Annotated in this window: 17 protein-coding genes and 1 pseudogene; 9 read left to right on the forward strand and 9 right to left on the reverse strand. The window is 66.7% G+C overall.

Annotated elements, in window-relative coordinates:
• Nucleotides 1-45 precede the first annotated feature (45 nt).
• From QOC76_RS11890 to QOC76_RS11900, 3 genes are all read left to right on the forward strand, one after another.
• Nucleotides 46-1398: an aromatic ring-hydroxylating oxygenase subunit alpha gene (locus QOC76_RS11890; RefSeq protein WP_526357036.1), complete on the forward strand. Its 1353-nt coding sequence runs from the start codon at nucleotides 46-48 to the stop codon at nucleotides 1396-1398.
• Nucleotides 1395-2015: a TetR/AcrR family transcriptional regulator gene (locus QOC76_RS11895; protein ID WP_526357037.1), complete on the forward strand. Its 621-nt coding sequence runs from the start codon at nucleotides 1395-1397 to the stop codon at nucleotides 2013-2015. Before QOC76_RS11890 ends, QOC76_RS11895 begins: the two co-directional genes overlap by 4 nt.
• A gap of 94 nt (nucleotides 2016-2109) precedes the next feature.
• The gene (locus QOC76_RS11900; RefSeq protein ID WP_526357038.1) at nucleotides 2110-3720 is read left to right on the forward strand and encodes a methyltransferase regulatory domain-containing protein; all 1611 of its coding nucleotides are present in this window, start codon (nucleotides 2110-2112) and stop codon (nucleotides 3718-3720) included.
• Between the two features lie 205 nt (nucleotides 3721-3925).
• Here the strand turns inward: QOC76_RS11900 and QOC76_RS11905 are convergent, their stop codons facing one another.
• From QOC76_RS11905 to QOC76_RS11920, 4 genes are all read right to left on the reverse strand, one after another.
• A complete protein-coding gene (locus QOC76_RS11905; RefSeq protein ID WP_526357039.1) occupies nucleotides 3926-4297 on the reverse strand; it encodes a hypothetical protein in 372 nt (123 codons plus the stop codon).
• 125 nt (nucleotides 4298-4422) lie between these two features.
• Nucleotides 4423-5799, reverse strand: a complete 1377-nt coding sequence (locus QOC76_RS11910; protein ID WP_526357040.1) for a pyridoxal phosphate-dependent decarboxylase family protein — start codon at nucleotides 5797-5799, stop codon at nucleotides 4423-4425.
• 26 nt (nucleotides 5800-5825) lie between these two features.
• On the reverse strand, nucleotides 5826-7010 hold the full coding sequence (locus QOC76_RS11915; RefSeq protein ID WP_526357041.1) for an acyl-CoA dehydrogenase family protein: 1185 nt from the start codon (nucleotides 7008-7010) through the stop codon (nucleotides 5826-5828).
• Nucleotides 7011-7093: 83 nt separating this feature from the next.
• A complete protein-coding gene (locus QOC76_RS11920) occupies nucleotides 7094-8929 on the reverse strand; it encodes a fatty acyl-AMP ligase (RefSeq protein ID WP_526357042.1) in 1836 nt (611 codons plus the stop codon).
• Between the two features lie 83 nt (nucleotides 8930-9012).
• Here QOC76_RS11920 and QOC76_RS11925 point away from each other — a divergent pair.
• Nucleotides 9013-10577, forward strand: a pseudogene (locus tag QOC76_RS11925) (class I adenylate-forming enzyme family protein).
• On the opposite strand, the gene proS reads toward QOC76_RS11925, so the two are convergent.
• Nucleotides 10571-11980 carry a proline--tRNA ligase gene (gene proS / locus QOC76_RS11930; RefSeq protein WP_526357043.1) on the reverse strand — a complete coding sequence of 470 codons (1410 nt, stop codon included), beginning with the start codon at nucleotides 11978-11980 and terminating at the stop codon, nucleotides 10571-10573. The pseudogene QOC76_RS11925 and the gene proS sit on opposite strands and share 7 nt — an antisense overlap.
• A gap of 162 nt (nucleotides 11981-12142) precedes the next feature.
• Nucleotides 12143-12682 (reverse strand): NlpC/P60 family peptidoglycan-binding protein RipD, encoded by a 540-nt coding sequence (gene ripD, locus QOC76_RS11935; RefSeq protein WP_526357044.1) that lies wholly within the window; start codon nucleotides 12680-12682, stop codon nucleotides 12143-12145.
• 178 nt (nucleotides 12683-12860) lie between these two features.
• Between ripD and QOC76_RS11940 the strand changes: the two genes are divergently transcribed.
• The 5 genes from QOC76_RS11940 (at nucleotide 12861) to QOC76_RS11960 (ending at nucleotide 18052) form a co-directional block, all read left to right on the forward strand.
• Nucleotides 12861-13247: a hypothetical protein gene (locus QOC76_RS11940; protein ID WP_526357045.1), complete on the forward strand. Its 387-nt coding sequence runs from the start codon at nucleotides 12861-12863 to the stop codon at nucleotides 13245-13247.
• A gap of 55 nt (nucleotides 13248-13302) precedes the next feature.
• Nucleotides 13303-14025, forward strand: a complete 723-nt coding sequence (locus QOC76_RS11945; RefSeq protein ID WP_526357046.1) for an SDR family NAD(P)-dependent oxidoreductase — start codon at nucleotides 13303-13305, stop codon at nucleotides 14023-14025.
• 59 nt (nucleotides 14026-14084) lie between these two features.
• On the forward strand, nucleotides 14085-16379 hold the full coding sequence (gene aceA, locus QOC76_RS11950) for an isocitrate lyase ICL2 (RefSeq protein ID WP_526357047.1): 2295 nt from the start codon (nucleotides 14085-14087) through the stop codon (nucleotides 16377-16379).
• 69 nt (nucleotides 16380-16448) lie between these two features.
• On the forward strand, nucleotides 16449-17276 hold the full coding sequence (locus QOC76_RS11955; RefSeq protein ID WP_526357048.1) for a hypothetical protein: 828 nt from the start codon (nucleotides 16449-16451) through the stop codon (nucleotides 17274-17276).
• Between the two features lie 20 nt (nucleotides 17277-17296).
• On the forward strand, nucleotides 17297-18052 hold the full coding sequence (locus QOC76_RS11960; protein WP_526357049.1) for a glutamine amidotransferase: 756 nt from the start codon (nucleotides 17297-17299) through the stop codon (nucleotides 18050-18052).
• Nucleotides 18053-18061: 9 nt separating this feature from the next.
• On the opposite strand, the gene QOC76_RS11965 is transcribed toward QOC76_RS11960, so the two are convergent.
• The 3 genes from QOC76_RS11965 to QOC76_RS11975 form a co-directional block, all read right to left on the reverse strand.
• Nucleotides 18062-19744 carry an NAD-dependent malic enzyme gene (locus QOC76_RS11965; protein ID WP_526357050.1) on the reverse strand — a complete coding sequence of 561 codons (1683 nt, stop codon included), beginning with the start codon at nucleotides 19742-19744 and terminating at the stop codon, nucleotides 18062-18064.
• 61 nt (nucleotides 19745-19805) lie between these two features.
• A complete protein-coding gene (locus tag QOC76_RS11970) occupies nucleotides 19806-21173 on the reverse strand; it encodes a phenylacetate--CoA ligase family protein (RefSeq protein WP_526357051.1) in 1368 nt (455 codons plus the stop codon).
• On the reverse strand, nucleotides 21170-21721 hold the full coding sequence (locus QOC76_RS11975) for a hypothetical protein (RefSeq protein WP_526357052.1): 552 nt from the start codon (nucleotides 21719-21721) through the stop codon (nucleotides 21170-21172). Before QOC76_RS11975 ends, QOC76_RS11970 begins: the two co-directional genes overlap by 4 nt.
• Nucleotides 21722-21806: the final 85 nt, after the last annotated feature.

Consider the following 21806-nt stretch of genomic DNA (forward strand, 5'->3'; position numbering starts at 1 on the left):
TAACACCGTTACAGAGTCGTGGCGACGGATCAAAAGGGGTTGATCGTGACACACGCAGCGCAGGTGAAGCCCGCGGTCGCCGACCTCATCGACGCCAAGCAGGAAGACGCGATCGGCACACCTCCGAAGCGCCCCACCCTGGTGCCTGCGGAGCGGTACTACTCCGCGGCGTTCGCGCAGCTTGAGGCCGAACGGATGTGGCCGAAGGTGTGGCAAGTCGCCTGCACGGTCGACCACGTGGCCGAGCCCGGTGACTTCTTCGAGTACCGGTGCGGGCCGTACTCCGTGCTGGTTGTCCACGGCGACGACGGTGAGCTTCGCGCGTTCCAGAACGTGTGTCGTCACCGCGGCAACTCGTTGTGCTCCGGCGCCGGCTCCGAATTGCGCGAGCTGAAGTGCGGATATCACGGCTGGACGTGGGATCTCACCGGTGCGCTCAAGCGAGTGCCCAACCGCAAGGGGTTCGGCTCGCTTCGGATGTTTGAATTCCCGTTGATAGCGGCGAGATTGGAAACGTGGGAGCGGCTCGTATTCGTCAACCTCGACGCCGACGCGATGCCGCTGCGCGACTTCCTTGAAGCGGTGCCACGAGACATCGCATGGTGCGGGCTCGGCGACTTCCGTTGCTATGCCACCATCACCGTGGACGTGGACGCCAACTGGAAGACCGTCGCCGACGGCTTCAGCGAGACCTATCACATCCAGACGCTGCATCCAGAACTCCACAGGTGCATGGACGATGTGTATGCGCCGCAAATCATTTGGGGACACACCGGCAAGTCCGAACAGGTTTACGGTGTGCCGAGCCCGCAGATCAAGGAGCCGCTGACCGACGCCGACGTGTGGGACGCATACGCGACCACCCAAGGCGCGCTGATGGGTGTTGCCGACGGCACCCCTTTCCCGGCCGATCAACGGCGGCCGGACAAGTCGGTTTCCGATATGATCGCCGAGCGCACAAAGGCTTTCGCCGCCGAGCGCGGTGTGGATCTGGGCTGGGCGTCTACCGACCAGGTCATGCGGCTACACCAGTACAACGTCTTCCCCAACATGTCGCTTCTGGTCAACGCCGATCACCTGACGGTGCTGGCCTCACGTCCTGGGCCCGACCCCGACCACAGCGAGCTGGTGATGATCCTGTGGACGCGGATGAGTCCCGGTGCGCCACGGATCAAGCCTGCCGATATGCGCATGACAACCGATGAGGCACAACCCGGCCTGGTGTTGAGTCAAGACATCGCGGTGCTCGCCGGCCTGCAGCGCGGTCTGCACCAACCCGGCCTGACCCACCTGACACTCTCCAACGAGGAACGACGCGTCATCAACACCCACCGAAACCTGGAACGCTATCTGGACCTGCCGCAGCCCGAGCGGATGACAGGAGGTGAAACACCTTGAAAGAAGCGGTCGATGCCGAGGCGATCCTCGACGCCGCGGCTCGCTTGATCGAGCTGGACGGGGTGGATGCCTTCACCATGCGCGGTCTCGCCGAAAGCCTCGGCGTTGCGGTCACCTCGATCTACTGGCATATCGGAGGCCGGGACAAGCTGTTCGACAGCCTGGTCGATCGGTTGCTGAGCCAGATGGCGCACCTACCGGTCGACGGTGAGCGCCCCGTTGACCGCATCGCGTCTCTGGCCCGCGCCCAGCGCACGATGCTGATCGAGCGACAACACCTGCTCGCCATCGCACACGAACGTGACCGAACGCCCCTGTTGTTCCTCCCGATCCAGCAGACGCTGGCCGCGCAGCTGGCGGAGGTGGGTGTCACCGGAACCGATGCGGCGCTCATTCTGCGAGCGATACAGGTTCACGTGATCTCCTCTGCCGTCATGCAATTCTCGGCAGTCCGTGGTGCCAAACACGACGAAGAAGATCCTTCGCTGTGGACCGACGGCTGGCCGGACCGTGCACTCGTCGAGGCGCTCCAATCCCCGACCGACTACGACGCCGTATTCGAATACGGGCTCAACGCTCTTCTGGCGCCGTTGCGAAGTCGCGCCTGCGGCGGGTAGCGCCCATAGCCCTCGCCGATTCCCACGACCGCGGGGTTCGCGCTATACACCCTGGCGACACGTACCGTTAACCCTCTGCGACTGTGATCGATCGGTGACGACCACCAACGACGCCATCGAACAGTTACGCGCCGACTATGACGCGACGCCGTATACCTCGGATGCGTTTCCACAGTCCGCGCCCGGCCAGCTGGCCGCGATCGCGCACCTGTTCGGGCTCGAATCGCGCGATGTGGCCGATGCGCGCGTACTCGAAATCGGTTGTGCGGCAGCGGGCAACATCATCCCCTTCGCCGTCACACATCCGAACGCGCGCGCAGTTGGCATCGACCTCTCGCAGGTCCAGATCGACATCGGACGCGCGCGCGCCGAAGCGCTGGGCATCGAGAACCTGCAGCTTGCCGTCGGGGATATCGCGCGCATGGACCTGGCGGCATTGGGTCAGTTCGACTACATCATCGCCCATGGCGTGTACAGCTGGGTGCCGGAGAACGTGCAGGATGCGATCCTGTCCGCCTTCCGAACGCTGTTGGCGCCCGAGGGAGTCGCCTACGTCAGCTACAACACCTACCCGGGCTGGAAGACCAAGGAGGTGCTGCGCGACGCCATGCTGCTGGCGAGCGGCGGCAGCACGTCGCCGGACGACAAGGCCCGCGCCGCACGCGGCATGGCCGATTTCCTCGGTGAGGTAGCGCCGGCCGGTGGCGTGCTGTCACGAGTGATAGCCGAATCGCGGGTGTTCTCCGAGAGTTTCGGAGACTCTTACCTGCTGCATGACGAACTCGAGATGTACAACGCGCCGTGTTACTTCTACGAGATGCTGCAGCGCGCGGGCAGCCACGGCCTCGCGTTCCTCGGAGAGGCGCACCCGGAGTCGATGTTCCCCGGCAATCACGGGACCAAGGTTGCCGAGTATGTGAAGGAGAAGTCCTCGGGCGTCCAGGTGCTGATCGAGCAGTACCTGGATTTCGTGACGAACCGCATGTTTCGCGAATCGCTGCTTGTCCACGCCGAACGCACGCCCCAGATCTCCTATAACTTGCACGGCGGCCGTTACGCGCAGCTGCATTTCGCTGCATCGGTGCCGCCGGTAGACGGGCCGACGCGGATGGACAACTCGCGCCAGGAGTACGAAGAGTCCGACGGCTCGAAGTTGTTCACAAACGATCCGGGTATCAAGGCGGCGTTGGACGCGCTCAGTGCGCGCTGGCCTTGGACCCTGTCACGGCGGGAGTTGATCGCCGACGCACGAGGGCGGATGGAATCGGCGGGATTGAATCCGAGCGCCGAGCTCGAACGCAACATCGACAACCTCATCCAGGTCCTGGTGCTACAGGGGCAGGCGCGCTTCCGCCTGGATCCCGTGTTGCCGGAGCCTTCGTCCGCACCCCTGCATCTCTTCGAGCCGATCAGGCGAATGGCGGAGATGACCCGTGAGGAAAGCGGAGCGTCGATCTTCAATCTCTGGCACGAGACGCTCCTGCTTTCACCGGTCGACCGTCACCTGCTCCCTCTCTTGGACGGCACTCGTGATCGTGACGCCCTGCTCGATGCGCTACTTGCCTGCGACCGCGATACGCCCATCGACCTAGAGCGCGACGGCGAGCCGGTGACGGGCGACGCCGAACGGCGAGAAGCTTTGGCGGATCACGTCGACGCGTTGCCTGCGCACGTGGCGGAGCTGAAGCTCATGCGTATTGAGTGAGCTCGATCAGTCGAAGTTGTTGCCCGGGCAGTCCACGTCGACGTAGACGGTGGCATTCGGCTGCTGGGAAGGGGGCGGGCCGTCAGGATTGTGGATCCCCTACCCGCCAAACCGGTTTCGGCCACAGCGACTGGCGGGATCGCGAGCGCCGCGAAGTGGCGCCGAAGCCACAACTGATTCGCACTTAACTCGGAGGTCCTTTGTTCTAGACCGCGCCCGCGGGTTCGCCGCCGTCCTGCAGGCCGGGGCCGGACGGGGTGTCCGCGGGCGCCGACGGGCCCGGATCGATACCGGTGCCGCCGGCGCGCAATCCAAGGTCCGAGGAATCCACACCGGCCTGGTCGGGGATGCCTGGGATGTCAGGGGCGGTCTGGGGCCCTGGGTCAATTCCCGTGCCGCCGGCAGGCTCGCCGTCGTTCCATAGTGAGTCGTCGCTCGCAGCGGCGGTGGCGACAATCTGCTGGTGTGCAGCCGGAGTCGCCGCGACGGCCGGCGCGGCGCCAACAAGCGCGATGGCCGCAATTGCGAGAGGTGCGAACGCCACAGAAGTGAGCCTCGCTGCCTTTGTGCTTGTCATGGTGTGCTCCCGGTCGACGCGGACGGCGCCCGATCGCCGCATGCCTTAAACGATCGCGCTCAGCGCCCGCAAAGTCGTCACTGCAGACACCAAAGCCGACCTCCTGCTAGCCGGAAATCTCAGCCCTACACGGCAGCGGCGGCACGGGCGATCGCGTCGGCGGACCGGTCTATGTCGACGTCGGTCGTCGCCCAGTTCGAGACCGAGACCCGGAGCAGATACCGGTTGTTCCAGGTGGTGCCGCCGAGCCAGCAGACGCCGTCGCGCTGAACGGCGGCCACCGCGGCCCTGTTGGCGTCATCGCCGCCCGGCAGGGCCACCAGCACCTGGTTCAGCACGACGTCGTTGACGATCCGCGCGCCGGGGATCTCCGCAAGCCGTTCGGCCATTCGGCGCGCCTGAGCGCAATTGCGTTCGATCAGTTCGGCGACCCCGGCCCGGCCCAGCGACCTCAGGGCCGCATAGATCGGTATCACGCGCGCACGCCGCGAACTCTCGGGCGCATAGTTCGTGCCGTCGCGTTGCCCCGGATCGGCGACGAGATACGGACCCGCAAGGCCCATCGCGGCGACGTGGGCGTTTGAGTCGGCGACGATGGCCATCGCGCCGTCGTAGGGCACGTTCAGCCACTTGTGGGCGTCGACGGCCCACGAGTCGGCGCGTTCGACTCCCTTCGTCAGGTGCCGCAACGCAGGCGCGGCGGCGGCCCACAGCCCGAACGCGCCGTCGACGTGTAACCAGGCGTCATGGTCGGCGCAGGCATCGGCGATCGCCTCGAAGGCGTCGAAGGCTCCGGTGGCCACGTTGCCCGCCTGGGCACAGACGATTGCCGGGCCCGCCGATGTTGCCAGCGCGTCGCGCAGCGCGTCCGGCCGCATCCGGCCCTGGTCGTCGGCGGCGACGGCGATGGCCGTGTTGGCGCCGAGTCCGAGCTGGCGCAGCGCGGTGTAGATCGTCGCGTGGGCCGCCTCACCGCACAGGATGCGTACCGGCGGCGCACCGATGAGCCCCTCGTCTTCGACATTCCAGCCGGCCGCCGCGAGCACCGCGTGGCGGGCGGCGGCCAGACAGGTTGTGTTCGCGCCCTGCCCGCCGGTGACGAAGCCGACAGAGGCATCGCCGGGCAGCCCGAACAGGTCGAGTGTCCACGCGGAGGTGACCTCTTCGATGGCCGCAGCCGCGGGCGACAGCGCGTGGAAGGCGGCGTTCTGGTCCCAGGCCGAGACCAGCCAGTCCGCGGCCAGTGCGGCGGGCAGCGCACCGCCGACGACGAAGCCGAAGTGGCGCGGGCCTGCGGTGCCCACCAGACCGGGGTCGGCGCCCGCGGCGAGCGCGCCGATGACGGCGTCGACGTCCTCCCCGTGCTCAGGAAGCGGGCCGCCGAGCGCGTCGCGCACCCCCGCGGCGTCGACGCGGGCGGCCACCGGGCGGTCGTCCAGACCGTTGAGGAATTCGTGAGCATGCCGCGCGGCGACGGACAGGCCCGCGGTGCGATCGCGCATGAATAAACCCTATCGGCGCTCGCCGCTCACAGGCCGAATTGGTCCTCGATGACGCCGAGCCAGATCTGCGCCGCGTCGATCGCCACCTTCTCGCTGATGAAGGCGTGCTGGGTGCCGGTGTAGATGTCGCGGAACGCCCGCTCGAGCCGGCTGCCCTCGCGTATCGAGCTGGTGCCCGCGACGAGGTGCGCCCATTCGGCGCATTCGCGTGCCACGTCTGTGGCATAGACGGCGGCGGCCCGCATGTCGGCGCGCAGCATCGGGCTCAGGTCTTGGCCTGTCGCGACACCGGATTCAGCGGTGGTGAACGCGTCCAGTACCAGGAGGCGGGCTGCCCGCCACGCCGAGACGTGCTGCGCGAGGCCTTTCTGGAAGGTGGGGCGACTGGCCAGCGATGCCATATCGCTCATCCGGTATTTCGTGGCGGCCAACTCCTGGACATCGTCGAGCATGCTCTTGGCAACGCCGAGCGCCCACGATGCGTGACCGGCGGCGGTGACGGGCATCAGTCCCATGCGGGTGGCCGGTGAACTTCCCCGCAACGGTTCGCGGGAGAACAGGGCGAAGGTGCGGTGCGCGGGAACGAAGACATCGTCGGCGCTGTAGTCGTAGGAGCCGGTTCCCTTGAGGCCCTGCACGAACCAGCCGTCGTTGAACGAGATCTCCTCTCGCGGCACGACGGCGACCTGCATATCGGGCACACCTTCGCTGATCCAGCGCATCTCTGAATCGTCCATCGGAAAGAAGCCCGCGGCGACGTATTGGGAATGGCCGGTGCCCGAACCGAAGCTCCATGATCCGGTCAGCCGGTAGCCACCATCGACGACCCTGCCCTGGCCGTTCGGGAAGAACTGTCCTCCCATCGTGACGCGGTTGTCGTGAGCGGTGAACACTTCGGCGAAGCCGTCGTCGGGGAGATACGCCGCGGCCGCGAACGACGACGGCATGTTCGCGATACCGATCCAGCCGAATGAGCCGTCCTGCCAAGCCATTTCGATCCAGGTCTCGATCATCTCCCGAAAGGCCGGTTCGACACCGCCCGCCGCACGTGGGTTGAACGCGGACATCAGACCGGATGTCCACATCTCCTTCACGACCGCCGGGGTCAGGGTTCGGTTGCGTTCGGATTCCGCGGCTTCCGCCCGCACGAGGTCCCGCATTCCGCGCGCCAACCCGACAACTCGGTCAGCCGCTTCGGTCATCGACGTCATTCGGCTGACCCTAGCCGCGCGCTGTTGGGCGGACGGCTGTCTTCCGCAGACTTCGCACGATCCGGATCGGCGACGCCGTCGAGCTACTTCCCGAACTCGCCTCCTAGGTATGTGGTACGGCAAGCCCGTCGGGCCAGTTTGCCGCTCGTGGTGCGCGGGATCGCCCCTGCGGGAACGAACCTGACGTCGCCGACGGACAGCCCGTGGTGTCGTGACACCTCCGCGCGGATGGCGTCGACCGCCGGTGCGGGGTCGGCGCGCCGCGTGCCCGACGCGCGTTCGGCGACGATCACCAGTTGCTCGCCCGCGCCGGACGGCACGGTGAACGCGGCCGCATAGCCGCGGCGCACGATCGGCGACGCGTCCGCGACGGTGGCCTCGACGTCCTCTGGGTAGAGCAGGCGGTCGCCGACGGTGATCACATCCGCGATGCGGCCGGTGACGTAGAGCTCGCCGTCTAGGTAGAACCCCAGATCCCCGGTTCGCAGCCAGGTCGCATCGGCCGGGGCGCCGCACGCGTGGCTGCCCTCGGTGGTATCCGACAGCAGAGTGATACCGAACGTCTGGTGTGTTTCTTCGGGCCGCCCCCAGTAGCCACGGCCGACATTGTCGCCATGCAGCCAGATCTCGCCGACGCGGCCGTCGGAAAGCTCGGTGCGGGCTTCGGGATCCACGATGACGCACCATTGGCTGCGAGCTATCTGTCCGCAGGACACATGTTCTGCGGCGTCGGGACTGTCCGCTGCGACACGCACCGCCTCACCCTTTTCCAACATCCCGCGATCCAGGTGGGCGACGGTAGGCGCGGCGGCGGGGGCGATGGTGGAGACGAACAGGGTCGCCTCGGCGATGCCGTATGACGGCTTGATCGCGGTGGTCGGCAGCCCGTATGGTCCGAACGCTGCGTTGAAGACGTCGATGGCCCTCCTGCTCACCGGTTCCGAACCGAGGATCAGCACGACGTTGCTCAGGTCGATGTCATCGCCCGCCGCGGGGAGGCCGCGCTGCGCGGCGTACTCGCAAGCGAAGTTGGGCGCGGCGGTGACGACGCGGCCCTGCCGGCAGCCGGCCGCCAACGCCCGGATCCAACGCTCGGGCCGTCGAACGAACGCGGCCGGTGACATCAGCGTCGAGTGGCCGCCGTAGACGGTGGGAAAGCCGATCATCGAAAGACCCATGTCATGGTAGAGCGGTAACCAACTGCAGCCGTGGGTATTTCGGTCGAGGAGGTCGATGGACAGGATCATCTGCGTCAAGTTGGTACCCACCGCCCGGTGGGTGATCTCGACGCCGACAGGATCCCGCGTGGATCCCGACGTGTACTGCAGATGCGAGATGTCGCCGGCGTCGAGGTGAACGGGAACCAACCCGTCGCCTAGCGAGTCCGGAACATCGTCGATGGTGATGACGTGCGGTCTGGGCGTGAGACCGATCTCATCCAACGCCGCCTCGACGGCGGCCGATGCCGCGGACGTCGTCAGGACGACGGTGGGGCGTGAGTCGTGAAGTGCGACTGCGAGGCGCTCGGCATGACCCTGCAACTCCGGCGCGAACAGTGGTACCGCAACGGTGCCCGCCTTGATGGCGGCGAAGAACCCGGCGACGTAATCCAGACCCTGCGGGGCGAGAACCGCGACCCGGTCCCCTCGGGACGCGGCCCGTTGCACCTGCGCGCCGATGGCCCGAATCCGGATGCCGAGTCGGTTCCAGGTCAGTTCGTGGGCGAACCCACCCTCTGAACGGGTGTAGTCCAGGTAGCGGTACGCCACGGTGTCGCCGACGTTCGCGATGTTGCGCTCGATCAGCGAGATCAGCGTGACGTCGGGCGGCAGCGCGATATTTCCCTCTGCGTCGAGGACGTCCTCGATTCGCCACAGACCCTGGGGAACGGCGGGAGTGAGCCGCGAGCCGACCGTCATAACCATAGGATAATTTACTGTTACGCTCGGTTGCACTAACTGTGGCTGTGGTCATGGTCACGCTGATCGGAGAGGATCGGCGGATGACCGAACCCATGCCGACCCTGCCGGCACTGTTGCAGCGAAGCGTGCGCGAGTTCGGCGGCGAGACCTACATCGTGAGTCCCACCGACCGGCTGACCTATGAGGGTGCCGAAAACGATCGGCGCATATCGCACGCTGGCTGCTGAACCAGGGCGTCGGCAAGGGCACCCGGGTCGGTCTCTTCTTCGCCAACGGTGTCGAGTGGGTCGTCTGGTGGCTCGCGGTGTCGCGGATCGGTGCGCTCGCCGTGCCGCTCAGCACGATGTACGCGCCCGCAGAACTCGGCAAGGTGCTGCGGCTGGCCGACATCGGGATGTTGGTCGCGCCGGGCCGGGTACTCGGCATCGATGTCCCCGAGCGACTGGAAGCCGCCGTGCCGGGGCTGACGAGCCAGCCGAACGGCCGACTTTCCGTGTCTGCGGTGCCCTACCTGCGTCGCATCGTGCTGACCGCCGATACGGACCGGCGCTGGGCGACGCGATTTGGTGATGACGCCGATGTGCTTGTGCCGCAGGACATTCTGGCCGCTGTCGAGGACGAGGTCTGTCCCGCCGATCTGGCCGTCATGGTGCACACCTCCGGATCCACCGCGGACCCGAAGGGCGTCGTGCACACCCACGGCACCTTGGTCCGGCAGACGTCGACATGGCCCGGCGCCATCCGAACGGTCACCGGCTCGGGGCCATCGGCCACCATCCTCTGCGCCATGCCCTTTTTCTGGGTCGGCGGGCTGCTCGCCACGACCGGGGCGCTGCACGAACCCGTCACGCTGTTGGTGCTCCCCCGGCTCGACGCTTCGACCGCGCTGGACCTGATCGAGCGTGAGCGGGCGACGGGAATCGTAGGGTGGCCGGCGTTCACCCAGCGACTGCGCGAGGATCCGTCGTTCGCGACCCGTGACCTTTCCAGCGCCCCGATGCTGCGCGATGGGCCGTTGGACATCGCGATGACCGACGTGCCCGACGGATTTCCGGTGCACCGCACCATGTCCGAGACGGCGGGCGGGTTCGCTTTCACGCAGATGCGCATCGTCGATGACAACGGCGACCCGGTCACCGACGGGACCGTGGGCGAGTTGCTCATCCGGGGCGTCGGGGTGATGTCGGGATACAACAAGCGTGAGCGTTCGGAGACGTTCGACGACGACGGCTGGTACCACACCGGCGACCGGGTCTACCGAAAAAAGGACGACCCGCGGCTGTTTTACGTGGGCCGCACCACCGAACTCATCAAAGCCGCAGGAGCGAACGTGTCACCTCTGGAAGTCGAGGGGGTGATCGAACAGTTCACCGAGGTGGCACAGTGCGTGGTCGTCGGCATCGATGATCCTGTTCGGGGCGAGGAGGTGTGCGCCGTCGTCGTCCCTGCCGTCGCCGAGATCGACCTCGACTCAGTGGCCGCGCGTGCGCGTGACCTGTTGTCAGCCTACAAGGTTCCGACGCGTTGGATACTGGCGGCAAGCGACCGGATACCGGTCCTGCCAAGCGGAAAGTTGAACCGAAAAGGGCTGCGCGCCCTTGTCGGTGACGGGGATCTGGCAGCGGTCCGGACCGTGAGTCAGTAAGCCCGCGCGATGTACGCGATCGCATCCGTGTCGTCGTCGGTGTCGGGAAGTCCTCCGTCAACGCGCTGCAGGCACCGCACCGTGACGCCGTCGGCGGCCAGGCGCTGTTCACCGGAGACACCGACCGATACCCACGGCACGCGGGCGACGCCGGTCTGCGCAACGTCGGCCACCTGCTCGATGGTGGTGCACTCGACGATGAAGGCGTCGCGTCGCGTCGTTGCGGCGCTGAGCATGTCGGTCTGTATGCGCCGGATCAGCCGATGTACTTCGTCGACAACCGAATCCAGTGCCACCGTGGCCTTGTCGCGGGTGTCGCGCCGGTAGAGGAGGGCGCAGCCGTCGGCGACGTCTCGCGGGCCGATCTCCACCCGTATCGGCACGCCCCGGAGGTCCCATTCGGTGGCGCGCCAGCCGAAACCCTGATCGGTGTTGTGGTCGAGCCGTGCCCGCACGCCGCGCCGTGCCAACTCCTCGAGCACTTTCGATGCCGCGCGGGTGACCGAGCCATCGATGTCCTTCACCACCATCACGATCGCCTGGATCGGTGCCAGTGCCGGCGGCAGGACGAGCCCGAAGTCGTCGCCGTGGCACATGATCAGCCCACCGAGCATGCGGGTCGACGACCCCCACGACGTCGTCCAGCAGCAGAACTCCCTTGCGCCTTCGGCATTCAGGTAGCTGATGTCGAAGGCACGGCTGAAGCGCTGGCCCAGTTCGTGTGACGTGCCCATCTGCAGCGCCTTGCCGTCACGCATGATGCCTTCGCACGTCATCGTATTGGCGGCGCCCGCGAAGCGCTCGCTCGCGGTCTTGCGGCCGACGACGACGGGCATGGCGAGCACGCTGCGCATGAAATCCTGGTAGACATCGTGCAGGATTAGGCGCGCATACCGCCGCGCGTCGGACTGCGTCGCATGCGCGGTGTGGCCCTCCTGCCACAGGAATTCGGTGATGCGCAGAAAGATTCGCGGACGCATCTCCCATCGCACGACATTGGCCCACTGGTTGAGAAGCAGCGGCAGATCACGGTAGCTGTCGACCCATTTGGCCATGTATTCGCCGACGACCGTCTCGCTCGTCGGACGAATGGCGAGCGGTTCGGCCAGCTCCTTGCCTCCGCCGTGCGTCACCACAGCCAACTCCGGACTGAATCCCTCGACATGTTCGGCTTCGCGCTCGAAGAAACTCATCGGCATCAGCAACGGGAAGTACGCGTTATCGGCCCCTGCGGCCTTGATCCGCCTGTCGACCTCATCGGCCACCCGCTCCCAGATGGCGTAGCCGTTCGGCCGGATCACCATGGTCCCGCGGGCAGGGCCGCTCTCGGCGAGCTTCGCCTTGGTCAGCACGTCCTGATACCACCGTGGGAAGTCCTGTTGCGCAGGAGTCAGCACTGCCATCTGCGCGACGTTACTGATGCCGTCGCGCCGAAGTCGCGCGGTTTTATATCGTCGATGGGAATCCGGTGCGACCGAGCGCTCGGGTTCGTACAGATTTCCGAGCCGAAACCGTACCTAGCTGAGCCCTCGCGGGACGGCGCCTGGGGTCGGCCTTACGTCAGCTCACGCGATGACCCGCACCAGGTACGGCGCCATGTTGCTGGTCCGAACGGGCGAGACGGTGACGACCGGGTCGCCTGCCTCCAGCATCTGCCCGTTGCCAAGGAACATCGCCACGCTCTGGTTTCCGTTCGGGCCGTAGAAGATCAGATCGCCGGGGACCGCCTGCTGCGGCAGAATCTTGCGGCCGGCGTTGTACTGGGCCCCCGACGAACGCGGCAGCTTGATTCCGACACCGGCATAGGAGTACAGCATCAGGCCGGAGGCGTCGAAACCCACGGTGCTTGCCATCGGATCCAGTCCGACGACGCGCCCCTGGTGGTCCAGGCCGACGGCATTGTCCGCCGGGCCACTGCCGCGGGTCGGGCCGTTGGAATCGCCGCCACCGAACGAGAACGGCACACCGCGCTGGGAGAGACCGCGCGCGATCACATACTGGATGGCCTGCTGGCTGCTGAGTGGACGGGTGATGTCGGCGTTCGCCAAACCCGGCGTCGCCACCAACACGGCAAGACCGACCACCAAGGCGTAAATGCGTTTCATGTCGAGCGTTCACTTTCTTTCATTTCACCGCGACCACAATGGGTGACCCGTTGGTGGACGGATGTCACCACAGCTACTTCTACAACCCCGCGCGGTCAGGGGCCATGCGCCGCACGGCACATCGCCAATGAGTGGCCGTAACGTGACGCAACGGTGACCGTTGTGCTTGCATGAGGCGGTGAGCGAGTTCTTTCCGTACCGCTTCGACGGGCGGTTCGTGCCGATGTGGCTCGGCGCCGGTGCGCTGCCGTGGCGGGACGGCGTCACGCTCACCGACGACGGCCGGTTCGTCGCGACCTTCGGCCTGCTCCGGTTGGACACCCCGCTGGAGAACATCTCGGACGCGCATGTCGCCGGTCCCTACCGCTGGTGGACCGCGCTCGGCGCGCGTCTGTCGTTCGCCGACGACGGGCTGACGTTCGGAACGAATCCGCAGGCGGGCCTGTGCGTACATTTCCGCGACAAGGTCAAGCGCGTCATCGGGTTCCGTGACCACTCCGCGCTGACCGTCACCGTCGCAGATCCGCACGCGCTGGAAGCCCGGTTGCGCAGCGGTCGGAAATAGCATCGTCGGTGAGCGCGCAGTTGTCGCGGCCGCGTCGGGCCGCCACACTTCGATGGTGACAGCGTTGCGCGGACAAACCGTCGTACTCATCGGCGGTAGTGCCGGGATCGGGCTCGAGACGGCTCGGCGCGCCAGGCTGGAGGGCGCCGAGGTGATCCTCACCGGCCGCAGCCCGGATCGGCTCCAACAGGCCGCATCGGAAGTGGATGCGCTGAGCACCGCGGCGTTCGACGCCACCGACACGGCCTCCTTGCAGAAGTTCTTCAGAGACCTGGTCGCCCCGATCGATCATGTGATGGTGACGGCCGGTGGCCCCAGCTACGTCCCGCTCCTCGACATGACCGCAGAGCAGGTGCGCGATGCGCTCAGCGATCACGTGGTGCTCGACCTCGAGGTGGCCCGTGCCGCTGCCGGTTCCATGCGGCCCGACGGCAGCCTGGTCTTCATGGGCGGTACCGGCGGCAGGCGCGTCGACCACCGGGTCGGCATCGTCTCAGCGGCGACCGCGGCGCTGCCGCCGTTCACCGCGGCCCTGGCGCTCGAACTGGCCCCGACCCGCGTCAACCTGATAGCCGCGGGTTTCGTCGACACCCCGCTGTCGGCCAACCTGCTCGGTGACGCGCTCGAGGATCGACGTAACGAGTTGCGGACCACCCTGCCGATTCGTCGCGTGGTGACGGCAGAAGACGTGGCGGCGCTCGCCGTACATCTCATGGTCAATACCGCCCTCACTGGCGCTACCTACGACATCGACGGCGGTCAGCAGTTCACGCCGTAGCGAACTCAGGCAGTGTGAAATCCGCACTATCGTCCAAACGTGCGCCGTAGTGTTGGGCTATGGCCATCGTCGAAGCTGATGCAGCGCCCCAGACCCCGTTCGAGCAGGATGTCGCCGCCGTGCAGCGGTATTTCGACAGCCCCCGGTTCGACGGGATCACCCGCCTCTATTCGGCCCGCCAGGTCGTAGAGCAGCGCGGGACGATCCCCACCGACTACCCGGTCGCGCGCCTGGCGGCGGCAGCCTTCTACGACCGCCTGCGCGAACTGTTCGCCCAGCGCAAGAGCATCACCACCTTCGGGCCGTACTCGCCGGGTCAGGCGGTGACGATGAAGCGGATGGGCATCGAGGGGATCTACCTCGGTGGCTGGGCGACCTCCGCAAAGGGGTCCACCAGCGAGGACCCCGGTCCCGACCTCGCCAGCTATCCGCTGAGCCAGGTACCGGACGAGGCCGCCGGGTTGGTGCGCGCGCTGCTCACCGCCGACCGCAACCAGCAGTACCTGCGGCTGCGCATGACCGACGACCAGCGCGCCGCAACGCCTGCCGTCGACTACCGCCCGTTCATCATCGCCGACGCAGACACCGGCCACGGCGGAGATCCGCACGTGCGCAATCTGATTCGCCGCTTCGTCGAGGCGGGCGTGCCCGGTTTCCACATCGAGGACCAACGGCCCGGCACCAAGAAGTGTGGACATCAGGGCGGCAAGGTACTGGTTCCTTCGGACGAACAGATCAAGCGCCTCAACACCGCCCGCTTCCAGCTGGACATCATGGGGGTGCCGGGCATCATCGTCGCGCGCACCGACGCGGAGGCGGCCAACCTTATCGACAGCCGCGCCGACGAACGCGACCAGCCGTTCCTGCTGGGCGCGACCAACCTCAGAATCCCGTCTTACAGGTCCTGTTTCCTGGCGCTGGTGCGCAGCTTCTACGAGTCGGGGCTGACGCACCTCAACGGTCATCTGCTGTATGCGCTGCCCGAGGGTGAGTACGCAGCGGCGACCAGTTGGCTTGACCGGCAAGGCATCCTGGCTCTCGTCGCGGAAGCGGTGTCGACCTGGCGGCAGGACGGCGACGAAGCCGTCGACGCCCTGTTCGACAAGGTCGAGTCACGCTTCGTCGAAGCTTGGCAGAATGATGCGGGCCTCGAGACCTACGGCGAGGCGGTCGCCGATCTTCTCGAGTTCCGTGAGCGCGAGGGCGAATCGCTCGACATGAGCGCCGCGGAATGGCGAACGTTCGCGGAGAGGGCGTCGCTTTATGAGGCACGTGAGAAGGCGAAGGAGCTAGGCGCCGACGCCGGCTGGGACTGCGAGCGGGTGAAGACCCCGGAGGGCTACTACCAGCTGCGCGGCGGTATCCCGTACGCGATCGCCAAATCGCTTGCCGCAGCGCCGTTCGCGGACATCCTGTGGATGGAGACGAAGACTGCGGATCTCTCCGACGCCAAACAGTTCGCCGACGCCGTGCACGCCGTGTATCCCGACAAGATGCTCGCCTACAACCTCTCCCCGTCGTTCAACTGGGACACCACCGGGATGAGCGACGACGAGATGCGCCGGTTCCCAGAGGAAATCGGCAAGATGGGCTTCGTCTTCAACTTCATGACCTATGGCGGACACCAGATCGACGGCGTCGCCGCAGAAGAGTTCGCCGGCGCGCTCAAGCAGGACGGGATGCTGTCGCTGGCGCGCCTGCAGCGCAAGATGCGCCTGGTGGAGTCGCCCTACCGCACGCCGCAAACCCTGGTAGGCGGGCCGCGCAGCGACGCCGCGCTGGCGGCATCCTCCGGCCGCACGGCCACCACCAAGTCCATGGGCGAGGGCTCGACTCAGCATCAGCATCTCGTGCAGACCGAGGTGCCGAAGAAGCTGCTGGAGGAATGGCTGGCACTGTGGAGCGAGCACTACGACCTCGGCGAGAAGCTGCGCGTCGATTTCCGTCCGTTGCGCCCAGGTGGCGAAGTGCTCGAGCTCGGCATCCACGGCGGCGAAGGTGGCGACGAGAAGCTGGCCAATGTGCTCGTCGATCCCATCAAGGACAGGAACGGCCGAAGCATCCTCACGGTGCGCGACCAGAACACGTTCGGAGAGCAGCTGCGCCAAAAGCGCCTGATGACTTTGATCCACCTGTGGCTGATCCATCGGTTCAAGGCCGACGCGGTGTACTACATCAAGCCGACTGAAGACAACATCTATCAAACCGAGAAGATGAAGTCGCACGGCATCTTCCGCGACGTCAACAAGGACGTCGGCGAGGTCATCGTCGCCGATGTGAACCAGCCGCGCATCGAGGAACTGCTCGCACCCGATCGCGCCGCTCTGATGCGTTTGATCCGCAAAGAGGACTGACTCGACGGCTGGACGCCATTTCATATCAGGCGTGCGCGGCATGGTTGCCGCCCCATTAGGCTTGTCTGTATGGGGCGTGTGAATCGGCTGATGGAACGGCGTGCCCTCCGGCGCGCCGCCGACATGGCGCTAGTGACGTCCCTGGGCAACGCGACACCCGGCCGGGCGGGCGGCGCAGCCGACCAAGACTTCCACTACAGCCGGTCGGAACCGGCCGGGCCCGCCGCGCCGGCCTACGTCGATGACCCGGTGACCGAGCCGATTCAGGTAACCGGCGTCGCCGAGCTCCTGCCCGATCCGACCGATGATTACGGGTGGGTCGAAAGTGACCCGCCGCCGCCTCCGGCGTTGGTTCAGCAGCCCCTGCGCGCGCACCCACTCGCCGCGACCACCTACGTCCAGCCCAACCTCGACTTCGCCGTGTCTGACTACCGGGAGCGGCACTGGTACCGGAGCAGGCCGGCGGCCGCCTTACTCGTCGCGGCCGTCATCGGCGCCGTGGTGTGTGGCGGTTGGCTCGTCTTCCGCAGCTCGGCCACCACGGTCGAGCAGTCGAGGACCGAATCGCCGACGAGCGCACCGCCCGTGTCGAGCAAGGCGCCGCCCGCGGCGGTGAGTGCTCACACGCCGCCCCCGGCTCCCGCGCCGCCCCCTCCCCCTCCCCCTCCACCACCGCCGCCTGCGGCCCAGCCCACCTATTCCGCACCGCAACAGCAGTATTCGCCGCGCTACAGCGAACCAACTCCCGCGCAGAAGCCAAGGGTCGACGTCACCAGGGCCCCGATGAGCGTCGCGCCGGTGCCGAAGCCGGTCCCCGGAAGTGACTCCAACACTCCCGGCGACGCACCCAAGGACAGCGGCGGCGGCAGGCGCCGCGGCTGTTTCGGTTTCTGCTGACAGGTCTCGACGAGACCAGAATGCCGACAGACGCCGAACACGCCCCGTTCCTGTTCCTCTCGATCCGCGGAGAGGACGCGGCGGCAGACGACGAATATCAGGCGATGATGCGCTTCGGCGGGCTCGACCAGAACGGGATGCAGCGAATCCGCCTGACGCACAGGTCTTTGGGGGCTGTCGACCTCGACGACTGGTCGGGCATCATCTTGGGCGGCGGACCCTACAATGCGAGCGATCCGCCCGATTCGAAGAGCTCGACCCAGCGGCGCGTCGAGGCCGAGCTGTTGTCTCTCATCGATCGCATCGTGGCGGCGGACTTCCCGTTTCTCGGGTGCTGTTACGGCGTGGGCATGCTCGGTTCGGTTATCGGCGCCACCGTGGATCGCAGCTACCCGGAACCGGTGGCCGCCGTCACCGTCACGCTGACCCCGGCCGGCCGGGAGGAGCCATTGTTCGCCGAGCTGCCCGACGTGTTCGACGCGTTCGGCGGTCACAAGGAGGCGGCCAGCGCGCTTCCCTCCGCTGCGGTGTGCCTTGCGTCCTCACCCGACTGCCCCGTCCAGGCCTTCCGTGTCGGCACCAATACCTACGCCACGCAGTTCCACCCCGAACTGGACCTACCGGGCATCCTCACCAGGATCGATGTCTACAAGACCTACGGCTACTTCGCGCCGGAGGCCGCCGAATCGCTGAAAACAGCGGCCAGGCAACGGCATATCGAGTACCCGCCGACGATCTTGAGGCGGTTCGTGCAACGGTACAGCCGGCCGCGGTAGACGATCGCCTCAGGCCGGATACTCAGGCGTCCAATGGACCTGCCTGATGCGGTCCGCCAGTTGCTCATCGCTGCGTGCGGGTGCGACTCCCTCCGCGATGGCCTGGCGACCGACGGCATGGGCGATGTCTTGAGCGATGTCGGGAACGTCCGACCACGCGGGCAGCAGCGGCGCAGCAGGATCCGACAAGGCTGGCGACGCACCTCCGAGCGTGGCGGCCGCAACCCGCATCATGTCGTCGGTGACCCGGGTGGCCTGGGCCGCGGTGACGGCCAGTCCCATCGCAGGGAAGATGTAGACGTTGTTGCACTGGGCGATCGGCCGTGCCACCCCGTCGCGCTGCAGTGGCGCGAACGGCGAACCGGTGGCGATAAGGGCGCGTCCGTCGGTCCATTGATCCAACTCGGCCGGGTGCGCTTCGGCGTGGCTGGTGGGGTTGGACAGCGGAAAGATGATGGGGCGCTCTGTCTTTCCCGCCAACTCGCGCACGATGCTCTCGGTGAAGGCGCCTGCCGCGGTGGACAATCCCATCATGATCCCGACATCGACGTTGTGCACGACGTCGGCGAGCTGGGCCGGCCTCGAGAGGCCCCAACCCGCGACGCGGCCCGCCGGCTGGGCGAACCTCCGCTGTGCCGGCGACAGGTCGGTCCTTTCGTCGGTGAGCAGGCCGACGACGTCGACAACCCAGATCCGTTCCGCTGCCTCGGCTTCCGACAAACCCTGCGCCACCATTTCGCGCTGCACCATTCCGAGCACGCCGATACCGGCCGAGCCGGCACCCAACATCACGACCTGCTGCTGCGACAGCGGGTGGCCTGCGACTTTGGACGCGCCGTGCAGCGCCCCGACCGTCACCGCCGCGGTGCCCTGGATGTCGTCGTTGAACGTGAGCAGTTTGTCTCGGTAGCGCGCGAGGATCGGTTCCGCGTGCGCGGTGGCGAAGTCCTCCCATTGCAGCAGCACGTCGGGTAGCTGCTCGTGCACCGCAGTTACGAAGCCGTCGATGAAGGCGTAGTACTCGTCGTCGCTGATCCGCCGGTGACGCCAGCCGAGGTATTGGGGGTCCTCGAGCAGTTCGACGTTGTCGGTACCCACGTCGAGGACGATCGGCAGGGTGCGGGCCGGATCGATTCCGCCGATGAGGACGTAGAGCGAAAGCTTGCCGATCGGGATGCCCATTCCGCCGATACCCTGATCGCCGAGGCCGAGGATGCGTTGGCCGTCGGTCACCACGATCACGTCCGGATCGCGGTGCGGACGGTTGTCGATCACCTCGGCGAGGCGGTCGCGATCCGGATACGACACGAAAAGTCCGCGCGGCCGCCGATAGATCTCGCTGAAACGTTGGCAGGCCACCCCGACCGTCGGGGTGTAGACGATGGGCATCGTCTCGGAGATGTGCTCACGCAGGACCCGGTAGAAGAGCGTTTCGTTTCGGTCTTGCAGCGCGCGCAGATAGATGTGCTTGTCGAGATCGTCTCGCCGCGTGGAGAACTCGTTCCAGCAGTGTTCGACCTGCTGGTCGAGCGTTTTCTCCGCAGTAGGCAGCAGACCGAGCAGCCCGTACCTGCGGCGCTCCTCGTGAGTGAACGCCGTGCCCTTGGTGCTCAGCGCGTCGAACAGCTTCGCTTGCCCCTGCAATTCCTCGGGCATGACTTCCCTTCTGCCGGTTCTCTGCGAGGATTTCACGCTAGCTGGGTGAACACGCGGAAACGTTTCGATGCGACGATCGTCCGGTCTGGTGGGATGTCTAGCCGAGCGGGACGAAGCGCTTCAGCTTTCCGGTCGACTCGTGGCGTTGCAGCCTCTCGACCACGCGGACGGCGACCATGGGGTCCGCCAGCCCGTGCCGGCTCAGCGCGGCGGTCAACGCGGACGCCAGCGCCTCCGGATCGGGATTCCCGACGGTGAGGACATCGGCGCCGCGAGCGGTCTGATGCACCTGGTACTCGGTGATGCGGGGATCCGTGCCGAGCACGTGGCGGAACACACTCGCCGGGATCGTGGCGGTGTCGTAGGTGAAGTCATCGTCGCGTCGGCCGCCGATGTCGGCCACCCGGCCGAATGCGCTTCCGCAACTGCATTGGCCGGGCAACCAATCGACTTGGTCTCCAAGGTCATAACGAATGAACGGAAAGGTGCGATTGGCAAGCCCGGTGGCCAGCGTTCTGGCGGCCGGCTCGTCCGGGCCGACGGGTGCACCGCTCTCGTCGACGCGTTCGAGCACGACCTCGTCCTCGCACACGTGAAGTCCCTCTCCGCGTGCACAACCCACCGCCTGCACGCCGATCTCCGTCGATCCCCACAGGTTGTGCACCGGCGCATCCCAGGCCTCGCGGATCGCCTTCCTGTCCTCGTCGAGGAGCGGCTCGGAGTTCGTGCTCACCCGCACCGGGCGGATGTCGAGACGGCCTGCCAGGGACGCGCGGGCGAGTTGCCCGACGACGGTGGCGTATCCGACGAGATGAGTCGGTTCGACCGCAGCGACCGCCGCGATGGTTTCGTCGATGGGAGCACCCGCCGGTATCACGACGGTTTCCATCCCCGGCGCCGTCGGCACATCGAACAACGGAGTGCTGGCATGCGGCGGCATGCCCGCCGCCAGAACGGCGAGACGCGCACGCGTATGGGGCGCACGCCGCTCTTCCCGAGCCTGCAGGCGCCACGCCACACAGGCGATCGACACGAAGAAATGCCAGTCCCACACATAGACGCCGCGCACGCCGCTGGACCCGCCGGAGCTGAAGATCTGTTGATCGCTCGGGGTGTAGGAAAACCATTGCTGGGAAACAAGGATCTGTTCGGCGTGCTCGCGCGAAAGGCCGGGAACGGTGACGATGTCGTCCCATTCGTGCTGGGCCTGGGCCTTCGTCATCATCGGCACGCCTGCCAGTCCGGCCGCCGTGACCGCGGACGGATCGATGCCACTCAGCCGTCGAGCATGAAACGGCGACCGTTCTCTGGCGTAAGCCAGCAACGAGCGCAGCCGCTCGGTCTGATGGTGTTCGATCTGTTTGCGCGACCAGTCAAGGCGGCCGATGTGATCGTCGAGCGATCCCTGTACGGCGTCCACGTGCGCGGTGCGGAGCCGCTCGTATGACGTGCGCGCGTGCGTCATAGCAGGCCGCCGCCTCCGAGCAGGCCGCCGCCTCCGTCCCCGCCGTGCGGCGGGGCCTGATTGGGGAACGGCGCGCGGGTTTCGGGTGCGACGCTGATCGGCGCCCTGGTCGCAGGCGTCTTCGCGGTCCGCGTCTGCGGCGCCCGGCTCGCGGTGGTCGGCTGTTGCGCGGACAGCTGTGCAGGCATCGAGTCGATGTTAGGTGGCGCCTCGATCGGCACATCCGCTGTCGTGGGCGGTAAAACGGGAGCCGCCAGGCTGGGCATGTCGGCGATCATCGTCGACAAGGGCGCCGGTGCAAGCGGGACACCGACCGGCTCGGGGGGCTCGGCCGGCTTTTGCAGGAGCAGGACGGCGATTACCGCCGCCACCCCGAGCGTGCCGAGGACGAAAGCCGCGAAAGCCGTCCTCACCGATGCCGTGCTGGGTCCCGGTATGCCGTCACCGGCAGAGGTCCCATGAGAACCGGCATCGTCGACCGGCTCCTCGACCTCGAGGGGCTCGAATAGATAGTCGAAACGACTAGAGAGGCTGTCCTCTCCCGGCATGGGGAGATGGTACAGGCGCTGGTACAAGCGCCCTGGATGCGTCGGGCGCCGTCTCCATGCCGTGGTTGTAGCGGCATCACGGACC

This window comes from Mycobacterium sp. (assembly GCF_032159565.1).
Lineage (GTDB): Bacteria > Actinomycetota > Actinomycetes > Mycobacteriales > Mycobacteriaceae > Mycobacterium.